At 65.7% G+C, this 19,179-nt stretch carries 9 protein-coding genes; all 9 read left to right on the top strand.

Going from position 1 to position 19,179, the window contains the following annotated elements; translation table 11 throughout:
* Window positions 1-168: 168 nt before the first annotated feature.
* Genes glgA through glgB form a run of 9 tightly spaced genes read left to right on the top strand, consistent with a single transcriptional unit; the run spans window position 169 to window position 19,171 of the window.
* Window positions 169-1,791, top strand: coding sequence for a glycogen synthase GlgA (gene glgA / locus ACOJCM_RS14270; protein ID WP_445212724.1), 1,623 nt, complete (start codon window positions 169-171; stop codon window positions 1,789-1,791).
* On the top strand, window positions 1,788-3,602 hold the full coding sequence (gene treZ, locus ACOJCM_RS14275) for a malto-oligosyltrehalose trehalohydrolase (RefSeq protein ID WP_445212725.1): 1,815 nt from the start codon (window positions 1,788-1,790) through the stop codon (window positions 3,600-3,602). Before glgA ends, treZ begins: the two co-directional genes overlap by 4 nt.
* Window positions 3,599-5,716, top strand: a complete 2,118-nt coding sequence (gene malQ, locus ACOJCM_RS14280; RefSeq protein ID WP_445212726.1) for a 4-alpha-glucanotransferase — start codon at window positions 3,599-3,601, stop codon at window positions 5,714-5,716. The genes treZ and malQ overlap by 4 nt, the downstream gene beginning before the upstream one ends.
* Window positions 5,709-8,486, top strand: coding sequence for a malto-oligosyltrehalose synthase (gene treY / locus ACOJCM_RS14285; protein ID WP_445212727.1), 2,778 nt, complete (start codon window positions 5,709-5,711; stop codon window positions 8,484-8,486). The genes malQ and treY overlap by 8 nt, the downstream gene beginning before the upstream one ends.
* Window positions 8,487-8,502: 16 nt before the next feature.
* The gene (locus ACOJCM_RS14290) at window positions 8,503-9,240 is read left to right on the top strand and encodes a DUF2934 domain-containing protein (RefSeq protein ID WP_445212728.1); all 738 of its coding nucleotides are present in this window, start codon (window positions 8,503-8,505) and stop codon (window positions 9,238-9,240) included.
* A 44-nt stretch (window positions 9,241-9,284) separates the two neighbouring features.
* Window positions 9,285-11,489: a glycogen debranching protein GlgX gene (glgX, locus tag ACOJCM_RS14295; RefSeq protein ID WP_445212729.1), complete on the top strand. Its 2,205-nt coding sequence runs from the start codon at window positions 9,285-9,287 to the stop codon at window positions 11,487-11,489.
* Between the two features lie 56 nt (window positions 11,490-11,545).
* Window positions 11,546-13,573, top strand: a complete 2,028-nt coding sequence (locus ACOJCM_RS14300) for an alpha-1,4-glucan--maltose-1-phosphate maltosyltransferase (RefSeq protein WP_445212730.1) — start codon at window positions 11,546-11,548, stop codon at window positions 13,571-13,573.
* A gap of 29 nt (window positions 13,574-13,602) precedes the next feature.
* Window positions 13,603-16,956 carry a maltose alpha-D-glucosyltransferase gene (gene treS / locus ACOJCM_RS14305; protein WP_445212731.1) on the top strand — a complete coding sequence of 1,118 codons (3,354 nt, stop codon included), beginning with the start codon at window positions 13,603-13,605 and terminating at the stop codon, window positions 16,954-16,956.
* Window positions 16,949-19,171 (top strand): 1,4-alpha-glucan branching protein GlgB, encoded by a 2,223-nt coding sequence (gene glgB / locus ACOJCM_RS14310; protein ID WP_445212732.1) that lies wholly within the window; start codon window positions 16,949-16,951, stop codon window positions 19,169-19,171. The genes treS and glgB overlap by 8 nt, the downstream gene beginning before the upstream one ends.
* Window positions 19,172-19,179 lie beyond the last annotated feature (8 nt).

Consider the following 19,179-nt stretch of genomic DNA (forward strand, 5'->3'; position numbering starts at 1 on the left):
GCTAATTCCTTCGCCGAAGTAGTCTGCATCGGCTATAACTAGGAACGCCACCTTTGGCTAACGGCTCCTTTCGAGGCCAGGAAAAGCCCGGCCGGAGCCGAATCAGACAGTCAAGAGGTGTCGGAAGGGGCATTGTTGTTCATTGCCGATACAGGGAGGTCTTAGACCATGGGCAATGTGGCACTGAAGGGTTTCAATTCCGATACAGAAAGTGACAGAACCAGCCGCAAGAGCTATTCCGCTTCCGACGTCTTAGCGCTGGAAGATCCCGATGCTGCGAGACGTAGCGGTACTCATCGTAAAGCACCGGGAGTCGATACCCCGAACCTTCCGTCGCAGCGCATCCTGTTCGTTACCCCCGAGATTGCCGACTTCGTCAAGGTCGGTGGGCTCGGCGATGTCTCATCGGCCCTTCCCCGGGCATTGGCAGCCCATCATGATATTCGCATCCTCATCCCCGCGTATCGGGAGGTTCGCGCCTCGTCGAAAGCAATCCGCCACGTTGGCCACTTGCCGGCCTATGCCGACCTGCCGGCTTGCGATATCGGCGAGATGACCTGCGACGATGGGCTGAAGATCTACGTTCTGCTCTGCCCCGAGCTCTACGAGCGCGAAGGGGGCCCCTACGGTACCGGGCCGGGAGGCTACGGCAGTGGCGGCTGGGAAGATAACGATATCCGCTTCGCCCGGCTGTCGCTGGCCGCCGCCGAGATCGCCGCCGGCCGTGCCGGGCTTGACTGGTGCCCTCAGCTGCTTCACCTCAACGACTGGTCATGCGGCCTGGCACCGGCCTACCTGGCCTGGCAGGGTCTTTCGGTCCCCAGCGTATTCACCATACACAACCTCGCCTACCAGGGCCTTTACGAGGCGTCGCGCTGCACCGCCCTGGGTATACCCGAGGAAGCGTTTCATATCGAAGGCGTGGAATACTACGGCAAGCTCTCCTTCATGAAGGCGGGCATCGTCTATGCCTCCCACGTGACTACGGTGAGCGCCACCTACGCCCAGGAGATCACCACACCCGAGTTCGGCTGCGGCCTGGACGGGCTGCTGCGCTGCAAGGCCGAACAGGGGCGGCTCAGCGGCATCCCCAATGGCATCGACGACTCCTGGGACCCGCGTACCGATGCCCACCTGGTCCAGGCCTTCTCGGCCAATGACTGGCGCGGCAAGCGGGCCAACGCCGACTACGTGCGCCATCGTTTCGGCCTGGCGCCCAGCTCCGGCCCGCTATTCGCCATGGTGTCACGCATGGTGCACCAGAAGGGCGTCGATCTGGTCATCGAAGCGGCCCCCAGCATTCTCCAGGCCGGTGGGCAGCTGGTCTTCATCGGCAGCGGCGAACGCCGTGTCGAGGCGCAGCTGGACCGGCTCGCCGAGCGCTACCCCGGCGCCGTGGGCGCCTACATCGGCTTCGACGAGGAAGAAGCGCGCTGCATCTATGCAGGCAGCGACTTCCTGCTGATGCCGTCTCGCTTCGAGCCCTGCGGCCTCAGCCAGATGTACGCCCAGCGCTTCGGCTCCTTGCCCATCGCCCATCGCACCGGCGGCCTGGCCGACACCATCGAGAACGGGGTCACCGGTTTTCTCTTCGACGAGGTCAACCTGGCAAGCTTCATGCAGGCGATCCAGCAGGCCTTCTCTGTCTACCACTCCACGGAGCTGTTCTACGCCATGCGCCGAGCGGCAATGACCGGACGCTACCACTGGCGCCAGTCGATCGCGCCCTATACGCAGCTCTATCAGCGCATCAGCGAAGAAGTCGGTGTGGAGGTACGGAGTGAGGAATGAACGAGGCGCAGCGATTTGACTACACGTTCGGCGCCCAGGTCATCGGCCCGGACTGGACCCGCTTCGCGATCTGGGCGCCCAGCGCCAGCCGGGTCGATCTCGAGGTAGAGGGCCTGGCGCCCGTCACCATGACCCACGGCGGCGAAGGCCGCTTCGTCGGCGAGGCAAGCTGCGATCACGGCGCCCGCTATCGATATCGCGTGTTCATCGACGATGCGACCACGGGGCTTGCCATACCCGACCCTGCCTCCCGCGCCCAGGCGGGGGGCATCGAGGGATGGAGCCTGGTGATCGACCCTTGCCGCCATGCGTGGCGCCATGCCGACTGGCAGGGCCGGCCCTGGCGCGAGACGGTCCTCTACGAAGTGCACCTGGGTACGCTGGGCGGCCTGGCGGCCGCCCGGCGCCATCTGCCCTACTTGGTCGACCTCGGCGTCACGGCGGTGGAGCTGATGCCGGTGGCGGCCTTTCCCGGCGCGCGCAACTGGGGCTACGACGGCGTGCTGCCCTACGCCGTGGATGAAGCCTACGGCGACCCCAACGCGCTCAAGGCGTTCATCGACGAGGCCCATGGGCTGGGCCTGATGGTCTTTCTCGACGTGGTCTATAACCACTTCGGCCCGGACGGCAATTACCTCGGGCACTATGCCGGGGCCTTCTTCCGCGACGACCGGCAAACGCCCTGGGGGCCAGCCATCGACTTTCGCCAGCCCATGGTGCGCCGCTTCTTCATCGAGAACGCCCTGATGTGGCTAGGCGACTACCGTCTCGACGGCCTGCGCTTCGATGCGGTCCACGCCATCAGCGAACGCGACTTCCTGGTCGAACTGGCCGAGACAATACGCAACCATCTCGATGCGCAGCGTCATGTCCACCTGGTACTCGAGAATGAGCACAACGACGCCGAACTGATCGGCCCCGGTCGCTTCACGGCACAATGGAACGATGATTGGCACAACGTGATGCATGTGCTGCTCACCGGAGAGAGCGAAGGCTATTACGCCGATTTCGCCGAGGCATCGACCCAGAAGCTGGCGCGCTGTCTCGGCGAGGGGTTCATCTTTCAGGGTGAAGCCACCCGTCAGGGCACCTCCCGCGGCACACCGAGCGCCCATTTGCCGCCGACTGCCTTCGTTGCCTTTCTGCAGAACCACGACCAGATCGGTAACCGGGCCCTGGGGGAGCGCCTGTCGCGGCTTACCGATCCCGAAGCGCTCGCGGCCGCCAGGCTGGCGCTGCTGCTGTCCCCCATGGTGCCGCTGATGTTCATGGGCGAGGAGTGGGCCAGCGAACGACCCTTCCTGTTCTTCACTGACCACCGCGCCGAGCTGGCCGAGGCCGTACGCGAAGGTCGCCGATCCGAATTCGCCGCGTTCAGTGCCTTTCAGGACCCGGCCTCGCGTGCCGCCATTCCCGACCCCAACGACGTTACCACGTTCGAAGCCTCGCGCCCCGATTTCGAGGCGCGCGATGCCGCACCCCATGCCGACTGGCTGGCAGAGGTCCGACGCCTGCTGGCCATCCGCCACGCAGAGATCGTGCCGCGCCTGGACGGCGCCCGCGCCTTGGGCGCCGACGTGCTCGCCGAGGGAGCTGTCGTCGCTCGCTGGCAAATGAACGACGACACCCAGCTGGTGATTGCCATGAACCTGAGCGAACGGCCGGCGGCCACCAGCGCCTTCGGCGTCGGGCATCGCCTCCACGAGACCCGGGAAGGCGTGGCGATTTCCACCGAAAGCGGCAGTCTACCGCCACGCTGCGCCGCCGCCTGGCTAAGGCCAGAGCCAGGAGACGAGGAGATCAGCGCATGAGCGAGGAACGCCTGGCGCAGCTGGCCGACGCCGCCGGCCTGATCATCGAATGGGAGGACAGCGAGGGGCGTCCTTGCCGGCTGTCCGAAGCCGTCCAACGCAAGCTGCTCGCACGGCTCGGCTACCCGGCCGAAAGCGAGGCCGACATCGTGGCGAGCCTGGGACGACTGCGGGCGCCCGCCTCGCCCGAGCAGTGGCCGCCGCTTATCACCGCCGAGCAGGGCGCGAACGCGGCCTTGCCATCGCCACTTCCCCCTGGGACCCGCTATCGGCTCCAGTTGGAGAGCGGCGAGCGCCAGGAAGGCAAGCTGGACGGCAAGGGGAAGCTATCCGCCGTCGGCGTGATCGGCTATCACCGCCTTGAGATCGCCGATGCCGAGGTGACCCTGGCGGTGGCCCCGCCACGCTGTTTTACCTTGGCCGATGCCGAGGGCAGCGAAGCGCCATGCCTGTGGGGGCTGGCGGTTCAGCTCTACGCCCTGCGCCGCCCCGGCGACGGCGGCCTCGGCGACGCCCTGGCGCTGGAGCGGCTGGTGCGCCACGCGGGTGAAGCCGGAGCCGCGGCGCTGGCCATAAGCCCCACGCACGCCATGTTCAGCGCCGACGTGACGCACTACAGCCCCTATTCCCCCTCGAGCCGTCTGCTCTACCACGTACTGCACGCCGCACCCGAGGCACTGCTCGGCGAGGCAGCGGTGGCAGCAGCGGTCGAGCGCAGCGGACTGGGCGAGACCAGGGCACAACTGGAAGCGCAGGAGTTGATCGACTGGCCGCGGGCGGCACGAACCAAGCTTACCTGGCTGCGCGCCTTGTACGACGACCTGATGCAGCGCGACGACAATGACGCCCGTCAGACCAGGCAGACCCTGGCGGCGTTTCGACAACGGTGCGGCGATGCCCTGGAAACCCATTGCCGCTTCGAGGCGCTGCAACAGCACCTTGGCGAGCGCGACTGGCACCGATGGCCGACCCCGATGCGCGACCCGTCAAGCCCCGAGGTGGCCCGCTTCGCCGAGGAGCATGCCCATGAGGTCGGCTACCATGCTTATCTACAGTGGCTGGCGAGAGAAGGCCTCGCCCGAGCCCAGGCCGCCGCCCGCGAGGCCGGCATGCCGGTCGGGCTGATTGCCGACCTGGCCGTGGGCGCCGATGCCGCCGGCAGCCAGGCCTGGAGCCGCCAGGCCGAAATGCTGGAAGGGCTGTCGATCGGCGCCCCACCCGACACCTTCAACGTGCTTGGCCAGGACTGGGGGCTTGCGCCCTTCTCGCCTCAGGGCCTGGTGCGCTCCGGCTTCGCCAGCTTCATCGACATGCTGCGGGCCAGCTTCGCTCACGCCGGTGGGCTGCGCATCGATCATGTGCTCGGCCTGCTACGCCTGTGGCTGGTGCCCCACGGCGCGCCGCCCCAGGAAGGCGGTTACGTGCGCTATCCACTCGACGACATGCTGCGGCTGGTGGCGCTGGAATCCTGGCGTCATCGTGCCATCGTCATCGGCGAAGACCTGGGAACGGTGGCCCCGGGGTTTCGCGAACGACTGGCGCGCTGCGGCATCCTCGGCATGCGCGTACTGTGGTTCGAGCGCGACGACGAGGGCGACTTCCTGGCGCCGGAGCGTTGGTCGCGGGAAGCCATCGCCACCAGCTCGACCCACGACCTGCCCACCCTGGCCGGCTGGTGGGCCGGGCGCGATATCGAGTGGCGCAGCCGCCTCGGTCTTTACGGCGAAAGCCACGATGGAAGCAGCGAACGCGCCGAACGCCGCACCGACCGGGCGCGCCTGGCGCGTTCCCTGGGGCTGCTGGACGCCCGGGCGCCTGCGACGGCGCTCGACGCCGCCGACCTGGCCGCCTCGCAGGTGCTAGATGCCAGTGTACGTCGGCTTGGGCTCACGCCGGCCCCTCTTGCGTTGCTGCCAGTGGAGGATGCGCTGGGGCTGGAGGAGCAGGCCAATCTGCCGGGTACGCTCGCCGAGCACCCCAACTGGCGCCGCCGCCTGCCCGACGATGCCGAGCGCCTGCTCGCCTCACCCGAAGTGAAAAGCCGCCTGGCCGCACTGGCCGAGGCACGCCGGGAAGGACGCCACGACGCCCAGGGAGGGGGCACCCATGAGTGAGATTCGCGCCACCGCTCGCCTGCAGTTCCACCGCGGCTTCACCCTCGACGATGCCGCCGAATGGGTGGACTATTACGCCAGGCTAGGCATCAGCCATGTCTACGCCTCGCCGCTGCAGATGTCGCGCCAGGGCTCGCCCCATGGCTACGACGGCATCGATCCCACTCGCATCGACCCTGAACTCGGTGGCGAGGCGGCACTTGAGCGTCTGGTCGAACGGCTGCGCGAACACGGCATGGGGTTGATACTGGATATCGTACCCAACCATGTTGCCGTAGGCGGCTCTCAGAATCCCTGGTGGCAGGATGTCCTCGCCTGGGGCCAGACGAGCCCCTACGCCGACTACTTCGATATCGATTGGCACTCTCCCGATCCACTGCTGGCCGGCAAGCTGCTGCTGCCCTTTCTCGGCGAGCCCTATGCCGATGCGCTGCACTCGGGCGATCTCGCGTTGCGCCACGATGCGCAGACGGCAGGCTTCCAGCTCGTCTATCACGAGCATCGCTTCCCTCTCGATCCGCGCCATGACGGCGATGTCCTGCGGCTGGCCGAGCATGCGGCGCTGTGGGACCTGGCGCCACGCTTCGATGCCTTGCGGCAGCGCGACGATGCCTACACCGCCGTCGCCGAGTGTCGCCGCGAACTGTGCCAGGCGATGGCGGACCCCACGGTCGAGCGGGCGCTGCAGCAGGCCCTGACGCTGTTCGACGGTAGCACCCGTGCCGGTGCCATCCGCCTGCATGACCTGTTGGAGCGGCAGCACTATCGCCTGGCCTGGTGGCGTAGCGGCGCCGACGAGATCAACTGGCGGCGCTTCTTCGACATCACCGAGCTCGGCGGGCTGCGCATCGAGCAGCCCGAAGTGTTCGAGGCGGTACATGCACTGCCGCTGCGCCTGGTGGAGCAAGGCTGGGTCGATGGCCTGCGCGTCGACCATGTCGACGGTCTGGCCGACCCCCGCGGCTACTGCCGGCGCCTGCGTGCCCGCCTGGGCGAGTGTCAGAAGCGCCGCCCGGAACACGTCGTCCGACACGTGGCGATCTTCGTCGAGAAGATACTCGCCGCCGACGAGACCCTGCACCGCGACTGGGGCGTCGACGGTACCACCGGCTACGAAGTAATGAACGAAATTTCCGCCCTGCAGCATGACCCGGCCGGCGCCGAGCCGCTGGGCGACCTGTGGCGCGACGTCAGCGGTCGGGAGCCGGACTTTCCCGCCGAAGTACGCCAGGCGCGGCGAGAGACTCTCGATACTCTGCTGAGCAGTGAGTTCGATGCCTGCGCTCGCGCCCTGCATGCCGTGTCCCGCCACTCGCTGGCAACCCGTGACGTCACCCTGGCGGCGGTACGCCGGGCGCTGAGGTCACTGATCGTGCATTTCCCCGTCTATCGCACCTATGCCGATGACGGCGGTCGCCCCGAGCTCGACGCGCCCTTCTTCGACCAGGCCATGGCCGGTGCACGTCTCGAGCTGAGCCCGCCCGATGCCGGCGTGCTGGAATGGCTGGAACGCTGGCTGGGCGGCGAAGCGCCCGCCGATGCCGCGGATGCCCAGGAGCGCTGGCTGCGGCAGCGCGCCATCGTGCGCTTTCAGCAGCTCACCTCGCCGGTGGCGGCCAAGGCCGTGGAAGATACCGCCGGCTATCGCAGCGCAGTGTTGATCTCGCGCAACGACGTGGGCTTCGACGGCGAACACTTCAGCCACTCGCCGCGCCAGTTCCACGAGGCCAACGCCTGGCGGGCACGTCATTTTCCCCATGGCCTGGTCGCAACGGCCACTCACGACCACAAGCGCGGCGAGGACGTACGGGCACGACTGGCCGCGCTGAGCGAGAATGCCAGTCCCTTCGCCACTCGGGTCGAGCACTGGCGCGAACTGGCGGCTCCGCTGCGCCAGTCGCTGGCCGGCGACCCGGCGCCCTCCCCCGGGGATGAGCTGATCCTCTATCAGGTACTGCTCGGTGCCTGGTCACCGACGCTTGCACGCGACGACACCGAGGCCATGCAGGGCTTTGCCGAACGCCTCGCCGAATGGCAGCAGAAGGCCCTGCGCGAGGCCAAGCTGCGCACCCATTGGCTGTGGCCCGACGAAGCCTACGAGAAGGCCTGCCGCGATTATCTGCACGGCCTGCTGGCCACGCCTGAACTGTGCCGGGATCTCGAGGCGGCGGCCCGCGAACTCGATCTGTCGGGAGCGCTCAACGGCCTGGTCCAGACGACGCTGCGACTGACGGTACCCGGCATACCCGATCTCTACCAGGGCTGCGAATTCTGGGACTACAGCCTGGTCGATCCGGACAACCGTCGGCCAGTCGACCATGCGGCACGCCTGGCCGCACTTCAAGCGTGCCAAGCCGCCGCCACGGCGCTGGCCAACTGGCAGGACGGCTTTGTCAAACAGACCCTCAACGCCCGCCTGCTCAAGCTGCGCCACACCCACCGCGACCTCTTCACGCATGGCGATTATCGCCCCGTGCCGGTCGAAGGCGAGCACGCCGAGAAGGTGATCGTCTTCCTGCGCCAGCATGGCGAGCAGCAGTTGCTGGTGGTGGCACCACGCCTGGTCGCAGCACTGCTCGAGGGCACCGAACTCCCCCATGTGCCCCCGTCGCGCTGGGGCGATACCTGCGTGCGGCTACCCGAAGAGGCAGGCGCCGCTTGGCAAAATGCGCTGACCGATACCACGCTGAAGGTGAGCCACGGCAGCACTACCGTCACGGAACTGCTGACGGAACTGCCCGTCGGCGTCTACGTGCGAGACATGCATTGACGAAGGGAGAGCTAGGATGGCTGACGAAGAACGCGTACGGAACCTGGCCTACCAGATCTGGGAATCCGAAGGGCGTCCCGAAGGGCAGCAGCAGCGTCACTGGGACATGGCATTGCAGATCGTCGCGGCCGAAGAGGCCGAAGGTATCGACGCCGAGCTCGAGGAGGTCGGCGAGCCGGTGGACGAGCCGCCTATTCTCGAAGACGACCTGCCGCTGGAAGATGACGAGAGGGGAATCCAGGAGAACCGTTTGCCGCTGGATCCCCCCGACGGTGAACCCGACTTCGACGAGATTCCCTATCGCGATGACAAGGTCGCCGGGCAGGACGAACCGGTACAGGACCGCGCCAGCCCGCCTGCGGCCGAAGGCGACGAGGCACCCACCGCCGCTTCGCGAACCCCGCTGCCCACCGAAGAGGCAACCGGTACAGGCGCGCAGCATCAGGATACTGCCAATCGCGGCGGGCCAGACGCCCCGGCCACGTCGCCCGAGCCCGGTCCCGGGCCGATGGAGCCGCTGCCGCCGGCGTCGGCCACCGTCAAGCGCACCCGCAAGCCGCGGCGCGCCGACGATGGCCTGACCCAACCCGATGCTACCGACACTTCCCAGGTTCCGGGCAAGACGGCCAAGTCCACCGGCACCAAGCGCACTACCAAGGTAAGTAGCCGCGAGGCTCAGGCGAAGAAGTCGCCAACCACATCCCAGGCCGGCAAGAAAACCAGCCGAGGCAGCAAGACGAAACCCAAGGACTGAGTGACACGGAGCAAGACGCCCCGAAAGCATCAAGGACGAGTGCCATGAAAATGAGGGAAGGCGTGCAGGATAACGAGCGAGTCGTGGCCACGAATGAGCAGCCCGGCGTGATGCGCCGTTCCCGGGTGCGCGAAGGCTGGCCGTTTCCGTTGGGCGCGACCTGGGATGGGCTGGGCGTCAATTTCGCGCTGTTTTCGGCCCACGCCACCAAGGTCGAATTGTGCTTGTTCGACGATAGCGGCACCCAGGAGATCGAACGCGTCGAACTGCCGGAATATACCGACGAGGTGTGGCACGGTTACCTGCCCGATGCCCGCCCCGGCCAGCTCTATGCCTATCGGGTCCATGGCCCCTACGCCCCGGAGGAGGGCCATCGCTTCAATCCAAACAAGCTGCTGCTCGATCCCTACGCCAAGCAGCTGGTCGGCGACCTCGAATGGGACGAGGCGCTGTTCGGCTATACCATTGGCCATCCCGACGGCGACCTCAGTTTCGACGAGCGCGACAGCGCACCGTTCATGCCGCGCTGTCGGGTGATCGACCCCGCCTTCACCTGGGGCCGTGCGCGTGGTATCCAGCAGCCTTGGGAGCGCACCGTCATCTACGAGACACACGTGCGCGGATTCACCATGCGTCACCCGTCGGTTCCCGAGTCGTTGCGCGGTACCTTCTCGGGCTTGATGGTCAACGAGGTGGTGGACTACGTCCGTTCGCTGGGCGTGTCCACGGTGGAGCTCCTGCCGATTCATGCCTTCGTCGACGACCAGCACCTGCTGGAGCAGGGGCGACGCAACTACTGGGGCTACAACACGCTGGGCTTCTTCGCGCCTCACTCGCGCTATCTCTCGGGCAACGACATCAACGAGTTCAAGCATATGGTGGCCCGCTACCATGCCGCCCAGCTCGAAGTGATCCTCGATGTGGTCTACAACCACACCGCCGAGGGCAACGAACTCGGCCCCACGCTGTCGCTCAAGGGTATCGACAACGCCTCCTACTACCGCCTGCTCCCCGACGAGCCCCGCTACTACATCGACGATACCGGTACCGGCAACACGCTGAACCTGAGCCACCCTCGCGTACTGCAGATGGTCACCGACTCGCTGCGCTACTGGGCCACCGAGATGCGCGTCGATGGCTTTCGTTTCGACCTGGCGACAATCCTGGGCCGGGAGCCCCACGGCTTCGACGAAGGCGGCGGCTTTCTCGATTCCTGCCGCCAGGATCCGGTGCTGAGCCAGGTGAAGCTGATCGCCGAACCCTGGGATTGCGGCCCCGGGGGCTACCAGGTCGGCGGCTTCCCGCCGGGCTGGGCGGAGTGGAACGACCGCTTTCGCGACAACACCCGCGCCTTCTGGCGTGGCGACGAGGGTCAACTGGCTGAATTCGCCTCGCGCCTGATGGGCTCGGCGGACCTGTTCGACCGGCGCGGCCGGCGCCCCTTTGCCTCGATCAACTTCATCACCGCCCACGACGGCTTCACGCTACACGACCTGGTGGCCTACAACGACAAGCACAACGAAGCCAACGGCGAGAACAACCAGGACGGACACGACCATAACCTGTCGTGGAACCATGGTGAGGAGGGCCCCACCGAGGACCCCGAGATTCGCTCGTTGCGCTTGCGTCAAATACGCAACTTCCTGGCCACCCTGCTGTTCTCCCAAGGCACGCCGATGCTGCTCGCCGGTGACGAACTGCTGCGCACCCAAGGGGGCAACAACAACGCGTACTGCCAGGACAACGAGATCAGTTGGCTCGACTGGAACCTTGGCGGCGACGCCCATGACATGATCGAGTACCTGCGCCGGCTCATCGAGCTGCGCATGCGCTACCCCATCCTGCGCCGCGGCCGTTTCCTCTCCGGGGAGTACAACGAGGAGATGGGCCTCAAGGAAGTCACCTGGCTCGCCCCCGACGGCAGCGAGATGGACGTGGAGCGCTGGGAAGACCCCGTCGCACGCACCCTCGGTGTGCTGCTCGACGGCCGCGCGCGCCCCTCTGGCATCCGACGCGCGGGCGATGACCGCTCCCTACTCGTGCTGTTCAATGCCAGCCCCGATCCGATCGCGTTTCATATGCCCGAGGTGCCGCGTGGTATTGGCTGGGTGTGCCGACTCGATACCTGTCACCCCAACGACGAAGCGCCCGGTTACTACCACTTTGGCAACGACTATGAGGTGGAGGGGCGATCGTTGGTCCTGTTCGAGCTGCTGCAGGAGACCGGCCCCATCATCCCGCAGGCATGAGGAGTGTCTGAAGGTCCAGCTGCAGGCTTAAGGTGAATAACGAAGAGGAGCATGCGATGAGTTCAACTCCGTACTCGGCGCCAGTCGCCGACCCGGCTCAGGAGCAGGAACAAGGCCATGTCCTGGCGGCCATCCATGCGCCTCGCATCGCCATTGAGTCGGTGCAGCCGACCCTCGATCACGGCCGGTTCGCGGCCAAGAGCATCGTCGACGAAGCGATTACCGTGCGGGCGAAGATCTTCGCCGACGGTCATGACATTCTGGCCGCGGCGGTCTGCTGGTACGACAGCGACGGCCAACAGCACCGCGAGCCCATGCATCAAGTTCAGCCGCTGGGCCTGGACCTCTTCGAGGGACGCTTCACGCCTCGCCTTGTCGGGCGACACAGTTTCTTCATCGAAGCCTGGTGGGACACCTACGCCAGCTACCGTTACGAGCTCTCCAAAAAGCATCAGGCCGGCGTGCCGGTCGGTCTCGAACTCGAGGAAGGCAGGCGCGTAATCGCTCGCGCCGTCGAGCGTAGCGAAGGCGATCTCAGGGACGCGCTCGAAGCCGTTCATGAACGATTCCAGCTGCTCGAGTCGGATGCCGAGAAGGTCGCCCTGCTTCTCGATGGTGATACGGCGCAGCTGATGCACGAAGCGGACGATCGCCCGCACCTGACCCGAAGCGATGCCCTTTACCCCCTGGACGTGGAACGGCTCCGGGCCCGTTTCTCCAGCTGGTACGAGCTGTTTCCCCGTTCGGAAACCGATGCTCCCCACCGCCACGGTACGTTCAAGGATGTCCACAAGCGCCTGCCGATGATCCGCGACATGGGCTTCGACGTCCTCTATTTCCCGCCTATCCACCCCATCGGGCGTACACATCGCAAGGGGCCCAACAATACGCTCGAGGCGGGGCCGGATGACCCCGGGAGCCCCTACGCCATCGGTAGCGAGGAGGGAGGACATGAAGCGATTCATTCGGAATTGGGCACGCGCGAGGATTTCCGCGCTCTGGTACGTGCTGCAGCCGACCATGGCCTGGAGATTGCGCTGGACTTCGCCATCCAATGCTCGCCCGACCACCCCTGGCTCAGGGAGCATCCCGGCTGGTTCTCCTGGCGCCCCGACGGGTCTATCCGCTACGCGGAAAATCCGCCCAAGAAATATCAGGACATCGTCAATGTCGATTTCTATGCAGAGGAAGCGACCCCGTCGCTGTGGATCGAACTACGCGACATAGTGCAGGGCTGGGTCGATGAGGGCGTGAAGATCTTTCGTGTCGACAACCCCCATACCAAGCCGCTGCCCTTTTGGGAGTGGCTGATCGCCGACATTCGCGGCCGCGACCCATCAGTGATCTTTCTTGCCGAAGCCTTCACGCGGCCGGCCATGATGCTGCGACTGGGCAAGCTGGGATTCAACCAGAGTTACACCTACTTCACCTGGCGCAATACCAAGGCGGAACTGACGGAGTACTTCACCCAGTTGAACGAGTCGCCGCTGCGCGAGGGGTACCGGCCCAACTTCTTTGTCAACACGCCAGATATCAACCCCTATTTCCTGCAATCCTCCGGCCGGCCCGGGTTCTTGCTGCGGGCGGCACTGGCCGCCATGGGCGCGGGCGCCTGGGGCATGTATTCCGGCTTCGAGCTGTGCGAGGGCAAGCCGGTACCGGGCAAGGAGGAGTACCTCGATTCGGAGAAGTACGAAATCCGCCCACGCGACTACAGCGCAGCCGGCAACATCACCTACGAGGTTTCCCAGCTCAACCGCATCCGCCGCGAGAACCCGGCGCTGCAGACGCACCTGGGCCTTGCCTTCTACCCGGTGCACAACGACCGGCTACTGTACTTCGGCAAGCGCACCGAGACGCAGGACAACTTCATTCTCGTCGTCGTCAATCTCGATCCGTTCGAGGCTCAGGAAGGGGCATTCGAGCTGCCTCTCTGGGAGTTCGATCTCCCCGACGATGCAGCATTGCATGGAGAAGATCTCATGAGCGGGCATAGCTGGACCTGGCATGGCAAGTGGCAGTCGGTGCGACTTGACCCCGCGCATCTACCCTTTGCCATCTGGCGCATTCGCCCAGTCCGCTAACCTTTGACGAACGCAGGGAGAGCACGCCAATGATGGATGCCAGCAGCGAAACTCATGCCGTGGAGGCCATCGATTTTCTCGACGATCCCCTCTGGTACAAGGACGCCGTGGTCTATCAGGTTCACGTCAAGGCGTTTTTCGATGCCAATGACGACGGCATCGGCGACTTCGAAGGGCTGATCCAGAAGCTGGACTATATCGTCAGCCTGGGGGTGAATACGATCTGGGTGCTGCCGTTCTACCCTTCGCCCCGCCGCGACGATGGTTACGACATCGCCGAATACACCGAGGTCAGCCCCGACTACGGCACGCTGGAGGATGCCCGGCACTTCATCGAGGAGGCACACCGACGCGGCCTGCGTGTGCTCACCGAGCTGGTCATCAACCACACCTCCGACCAGCATGAGTGGTTTCAGCGCGCCCGACGGGCGCCCCCGGGATCGCCCGAACGCGACTTCTACGTCTGGTCGGATACCGATCAGAAGTATCCCGGTACCCGCATCATATTTCTCGACACGGAATCCTCGAACTGGACCTGGGATCCGGTGGCAGGCGCCTATTACTGGCACCGCTTCTATTCCCACCAGCCGGATCTCAACTTCGACAACCCGCAGGTGCTGGATGAAGTCCTGAAGGTGATGGAGTACTGGCTCGACATGGGGGTCGACGGCCTGCGCCTGGATGCCATTCCGTACCTCGTCGAGCGCGAAGGGACCAACAACGAGAACCTGCCCGAGACCCACGAGGTACTCAAGAAGATCCGGGCAGTGATCGACGAGCGCTACCCCGACCGCATGTTGCTGGCCGAAGCCAACCAGTGGCCGGAGGACACCCGCCCCTACTTCGGCGACGGCGACGAGTGCCACATGGCGTTCCACTTCCCCCTGATGCCGCGCATGTACATGGCGCTGGCCCAGGAGGACCGCTTCCCGATCACCGATATCCTGCGTCAGACGCCCGAGATTCCGGCTACCTGCCAGTGGGCCATCTTCCTGCGCAATCACGATGAATTGACATTGGAGATGGTCACGGACAAGGAGCGTGACTATCTCTGGAACCACTATGCCGCCGATCGCCGGGCACGCATCAACCTGGGCATAAGGCGGCGCCTGGCGCCCCTGCTCGAGCGCGACAGGCGACGGATCGAGCTGCTCAACAGCCTGCTGCTGTCGATGCCGGGCACGCCGGTACTCTACTACGGCGACGAGATCGGCATGGGCGATAACATCTACCTGGGCGACCGGGACGGCGTGCGCACCCCGATGCAGTGGACGGTGGACCGCAACGGGGGGTTCTCCCGGGCCGATCCGGCGAGCCTGGTACTGCCGCCGATCATGGATCCGCTCTACGGCTACCAGACCGTCAACGTCGAGGCCCAGGTGCGCGACTCGCATTCGCTGCTCAATAACATGCGTCGTCTCCTGGCGGTGCGCAGCCAGCACCGGGGCTTCAGCCGCGGCACCATGCGACTGCTCTACCCGGCCAACCGGCACATCCTCGCCTACCTGCGCGAGATGACGCTGGACAACGGCGAGACGGAAACACTGCTGTGCGTAGCCAACGTGTCGCGCACCGCCCAGGCGGTCGAGCTGGATCTCTCGGCGTTCGCCGGCCAGGTGCCGGTGGAGATGGTGGGGGGGAGCGCCTTCCCCCCGATCGGCCGGGTGCCGTACCTGCTGACCCTGGCTCCCTACGGTTTCTTCTGGTTCCTGCTGGCGCCGGAAACCGCCATGCCGGAGTGGCACGTCCCGGTACCGGAGCCGATGCCGGAGTACGTCACCCTGATCATCAAGCAGCGTCTCGAGGAAATCTTCCAGCCGACGCCGAGACAGCTGCTGGAGCGCGACACGCTGCCCCACTATCTTCCTAAACGTCGCTGGTTCGCCTCCAAGCAGGCGCGGATCGACAAGGTGCGCATGCTCTATCTGGCCCGCCTCGAGCACCAGGAGCGCACGCTGCTGATCAGCGAACTGGAAGTCACCCACGCGCAGCAGGGCAGCGAGTGCTACCAGCTGCCGCTGGCGTTCCTCGGCGAGGAAGAGCAGACCAGCGCCCTACCGCAGCAGCTTGCCATCGCGCGGGTGCGCCGCTTCCATGAAGTCGGGCTCCTGACCGACGCGCTGACGCTGGATGCCTTCGCCCTGGCGGTCCTGGATGCCATGCGCCGTGAGGCCAGCCTCCCCTGCGAACTCGGCGAGATCCGCTTCCTGCCCACCTCGACTCTGGCCGAGGTGGAGCTGCCAGAGCATCCCGACGTGGCGCAACAGGCCGCGGAACAGTCCAACAGCTCGGTGATCATCGGCCACCAGCTCGTGCTCAAGGTGTTCCGTCGCCTGGAGCAGGGGTTGCATCCCGAGGCGGAAATCGGTCGCTATCTCACCGAGCTGGGTTTCCACCACATCGCACCGCTGCATGGCGAAGTGACCCGCTTCGACGATCAGGGAACGCCGCAGACGATGATGGTGCTGCAGGGCTTCATCGACAATCAGGGCGATGCCTGGTCGTGGACCCGAAATACCTTGGGGCGAGCCATTCGCGAAGCGGTCACCGACAGGGAGCAGGGTCGCACGACGAGCCACGACGAGACCGGCTACGGAGCCTTCGAGGAGCTCGAGCGGTTGGCCATCACCTTGGGAAGCCGGTTGGGTGAGTTGCACATGGCGCTGGCCACCCCCACCGACAACCCCGCCTTTGCCCCGGAGGTTGCGGGGAGGGCACACGTGGCGCACTGGACGCAGCGCGTGCGCGAGCGTATCGAGGAGGCGCTGGAGCTGCTCGAGCGACATGCGAGCACCGCTGGCGAGGCCGAACGCCAGCTGGCCAACGCCATCCTGGCCAAGCGTCATGTCCTGATGGAATCCGTTCAGGCCATGGCGGAGCTTGCCGAGGGCAGCCTGATCACGCGGATACATGGCGACCTGCATTTCGGCCAGGTGCTGGTGGCCCATGACGATACCTACTTCATCGACTTCGAAGGCGAGCCGGCCCGACCGCTCGAGGAGCGTCGCGCCAAGGACAGCCCGCTGCGCGACGTGGCGGGAATGCTGCGCTCCTTCGATTACGCCTATGCCAAGACAGAGGAAGTGCAACCGGGCAACGAAGGCGACGACACGCAGACCGACACCGGCCACGAGGTAGCGGAGCAATTCCTGCTGCGGGGGCGCCAGGCCTTCCTGAACGCCTACTGGCAGGCGACGCTCGACATGCCGCACGAGTGGAAGCAGCCGGAGGGGGCCGCGGCAGCCGTCGATCTGTTCGTGCTGGAGAAAACCGCCTACGAAATCGCCTATGAAGCCGCCAACCGTCCCACCTGGCTGGGCGTTCCGCTGCGCAGTCTGTCAGCCCTCGTCGACCAATTGAGCACGGGAGAGCCAAATGAGTGATTTTACTACCCGGCCCAGGCTGGATCGCGCGCTCTGGCTAGCGGAGCACGATGCCGAGGCGCTGGCGCGCGGGACCCATCGCAACCCCTTCTCGGTGCTCGGCATTCACGAGACGGAGGAAGGCAGCATCCTGCGGGTCTTTCTGCCTGGCGCGCTGGGCGTCGATGTCCTCGATCGCGAAGACGGGACCTTGCGCTGCTGCCTGACATCCCTCCAGATCCCCGGCCTCTTCGCCGGGCTGCTGCCGCATGCCGCCCCCTATACGTTGCGCATCCGCTGGCCTCGGGGCGAGCAGATCACCGAGGACCCCTACAGCTTCGGCCTGCTGCTGGGCGAGATGGACCTCTATCTGATCGGCGAGGGAAACCATCGCAACCTGGGACACTGCCTGGGAGCCCAGCCCATGGAAGTGGAGGGCGTGGAAGGCGTGCGCTTTGCCGTCTGGGCACCCAATGCACGGCGGGTCTCGGTGGTGGGCAACTTCAATGGCTGGGACGGGCGCCGACACGTCATGCGGCTGCGCCATCCCGCCGGGGTATGGGAGCTGTTCGTGCCGCGCATCGGGCCGGGTGAATCGTACAAGTACGAGATTCTCGACGCCCAGGGCGCACTCGGTCTGCGCGCCGACCCCGTGGCGCTCGCCACCGAGACGCCGCCGAATACCGCCTCGGTGGTGGCCGATACCCGCCCCTTCGACTGGCATGACGACGAGTGGATCGCCAGGCGCGGCGAAAGGCACGAGCCGGACCGGCCCATCAGCGTCTACGAAGTGCACGCCGCCTCTTGGCGCAAGCACGGCGGTGACAGCGGTGAACTCTATCATTGGCGGGACCTGGCCGAGCACCTGATTCCCTACGTGGTGGAGATGGGCTTCACTCATGTCGAGCTGCTGCCGATCATGGAGCACCCTTTCGGCGGCTCCTGGGGCTACCAGCCGCTGAGCCAGTTCGCCCCCAGCGGGCGCTTCGGCACGCCTGCCGACTTCGCTTACTTCGTCGATGAATGCCATCGCGCGGGACTCGGCGTGATTCTCGACTGGGTGCCGGCCCACTTCCCCACCGACGCCCATGGCCTGGCACGCTTCGACGGCACCGCGCTCTATGAGTACGAGCATCCGTACGAGGGATTTCACCAGGATTGGGATACCTATATCTACAACCTGGGCCGGCGCGAGGTGCATGGCTTCATGCTGGCCTCGGCGCTGCACTGGCTGCGACACTTCCATGTCGATGCGCTACGCGTCGATGCGGTCGCCTCGATGCTCTATCGCAATTACTCGCGCAAGGAGGGCGAGTGGATACCCAACAAGTACGGGGGGCACGAGAATCTCGAGGCGATCGACTTCCTGCGCCATCTCAACGAGGTCGTCGCCGAGGAGGTTCCCGGGGCGGTGGTCATCGCCGAGGAGTCCACGGCCTGGCCCGGCGTTACCCAGCCCACCGAGGAGGGCGGACTGGGCTTCGCCTACAAGTGGAACATGGGTTGGATGCACGACACGCTGGAATATATTGCCAAGGACCCGGTGTATCGCTCCTATGCGCACCACGACATGACCTTTCCCATGGTCTACGCCTTTTCGGAGCGCTTCGTGTTGCCGATTTCCCATGACGAGGTGGTGCACGGCAAGGGATCGCTGATCGGCAAGATGCCGGGTGACGAGTGGCAGCAATTCGCCAACCTCCGCACCTACCTCGCCGTCATGTGGTCCCAGCCTGGCAAGAAGCTGCTGTTCATGGGCTGTGAATTCGCCCAGTGGCGGGAGTGGAGTCATGACCGGGAGCTTGACTGGTCGCTGCTCGGCGAGGCTCGTCATGCCGGCATCCGGCAGCTGCTTGCCGATCTGAACCGACTCTATGTCGAGCAGCCCGCGCTCCACGAAGGCGACTGCGAGCCACAGGGCTTCACCTGGGTCGTGGGTAACGACAACACCAACAGCGTCTTTGCCTGGTTGCGGCTGAGCGCCTCGGGCGAACCGCTGCTGGTGGTCGCCAATATGACCCCGGTGCCCCGCGAAGGCTACCGTTTGGGCGTGCCACACACCGGCGATTGGGAAGAGATATTCAATAGCGACGCCGAATGCTACGGAGGATCGAACGTGGGCAACATGGGGCGCGTCACGGCCGACGACGCCCCTCTGCATGGTCAGAGCGCCAGCCTGGAGCTGACGCTGCCCCCGCTGGCCGCCCTGCTGTTGCGTCCCGTCGAAGCGACCTGACACCCCTC

The sequence above is a fragment of the Billgrantia hypersalina genome, assembly GCF_052584175.1.

Excerpts from the sequence above, each read along its gene's own strand:
- glgA (WP_445212724.1), top strand. The coding sequence starts at position 169 with ATGGGCAATGTGGCACTGAAGGGTTTCAATTCCGATACAGAAAGTGAC.
- treZ (WP_445212725.1), top strand. The coding sequence starts at position 1,788 with ATGAACGAGGCGCAGCGATTTGACTACACGTTCGGCGCCCAGGTCATC.
- malQ (WP_445212726.1), top strand. The coding sequence starts at position 3,599 with ATGAGCGAGGAACGCCTGGCGCAGCTGGCCGACGCCGCCGGCCTGATC.
- treY (WP_445212727.1), top strand. The coding sequence starts at position 5,709 with ATGAGTGAGATTCGCGCCACCGCTCGCCTGCAGTTCCACCGCGGCTTC.
- ACOJCM_RS14290 (WP_445212728.1), top strand. The coding sequence starts at position 8,503 with ATGGCTGACGAAGAACGCGTACGGAACCTGGCCTACCAGATCTGGGAA.
- glgX (WP_445212729.1), top strand. The coding sequence starts at position 9,285 with ATGAAAATGAGGGAAGGCGTGCAGGATAACGAGCGAGTCGTGGCCACG.
- ACOJCM_RS14300 (WP_445212730.1), top strand. The coding sequence starts at position 11,546 with ATGAGTTCAACTCCGTACTCGGCGCCAGTCGCCGACCCGGCTCAGGAG.
- treS (WP_445212731.1), top strand. The coding sequence starts at position 13,603 with ATGATGGATGCCAGCAGCGAAACTCATGCCGTGGAGGCCATCGATTTT.
- glgB (WP_445212732.1), top strand. The coding sequence starts at position 16,949 with ATGAGTGATTTTACTACCCGGCCCAGGCTGGATCGCGCGCTCTGGCTA.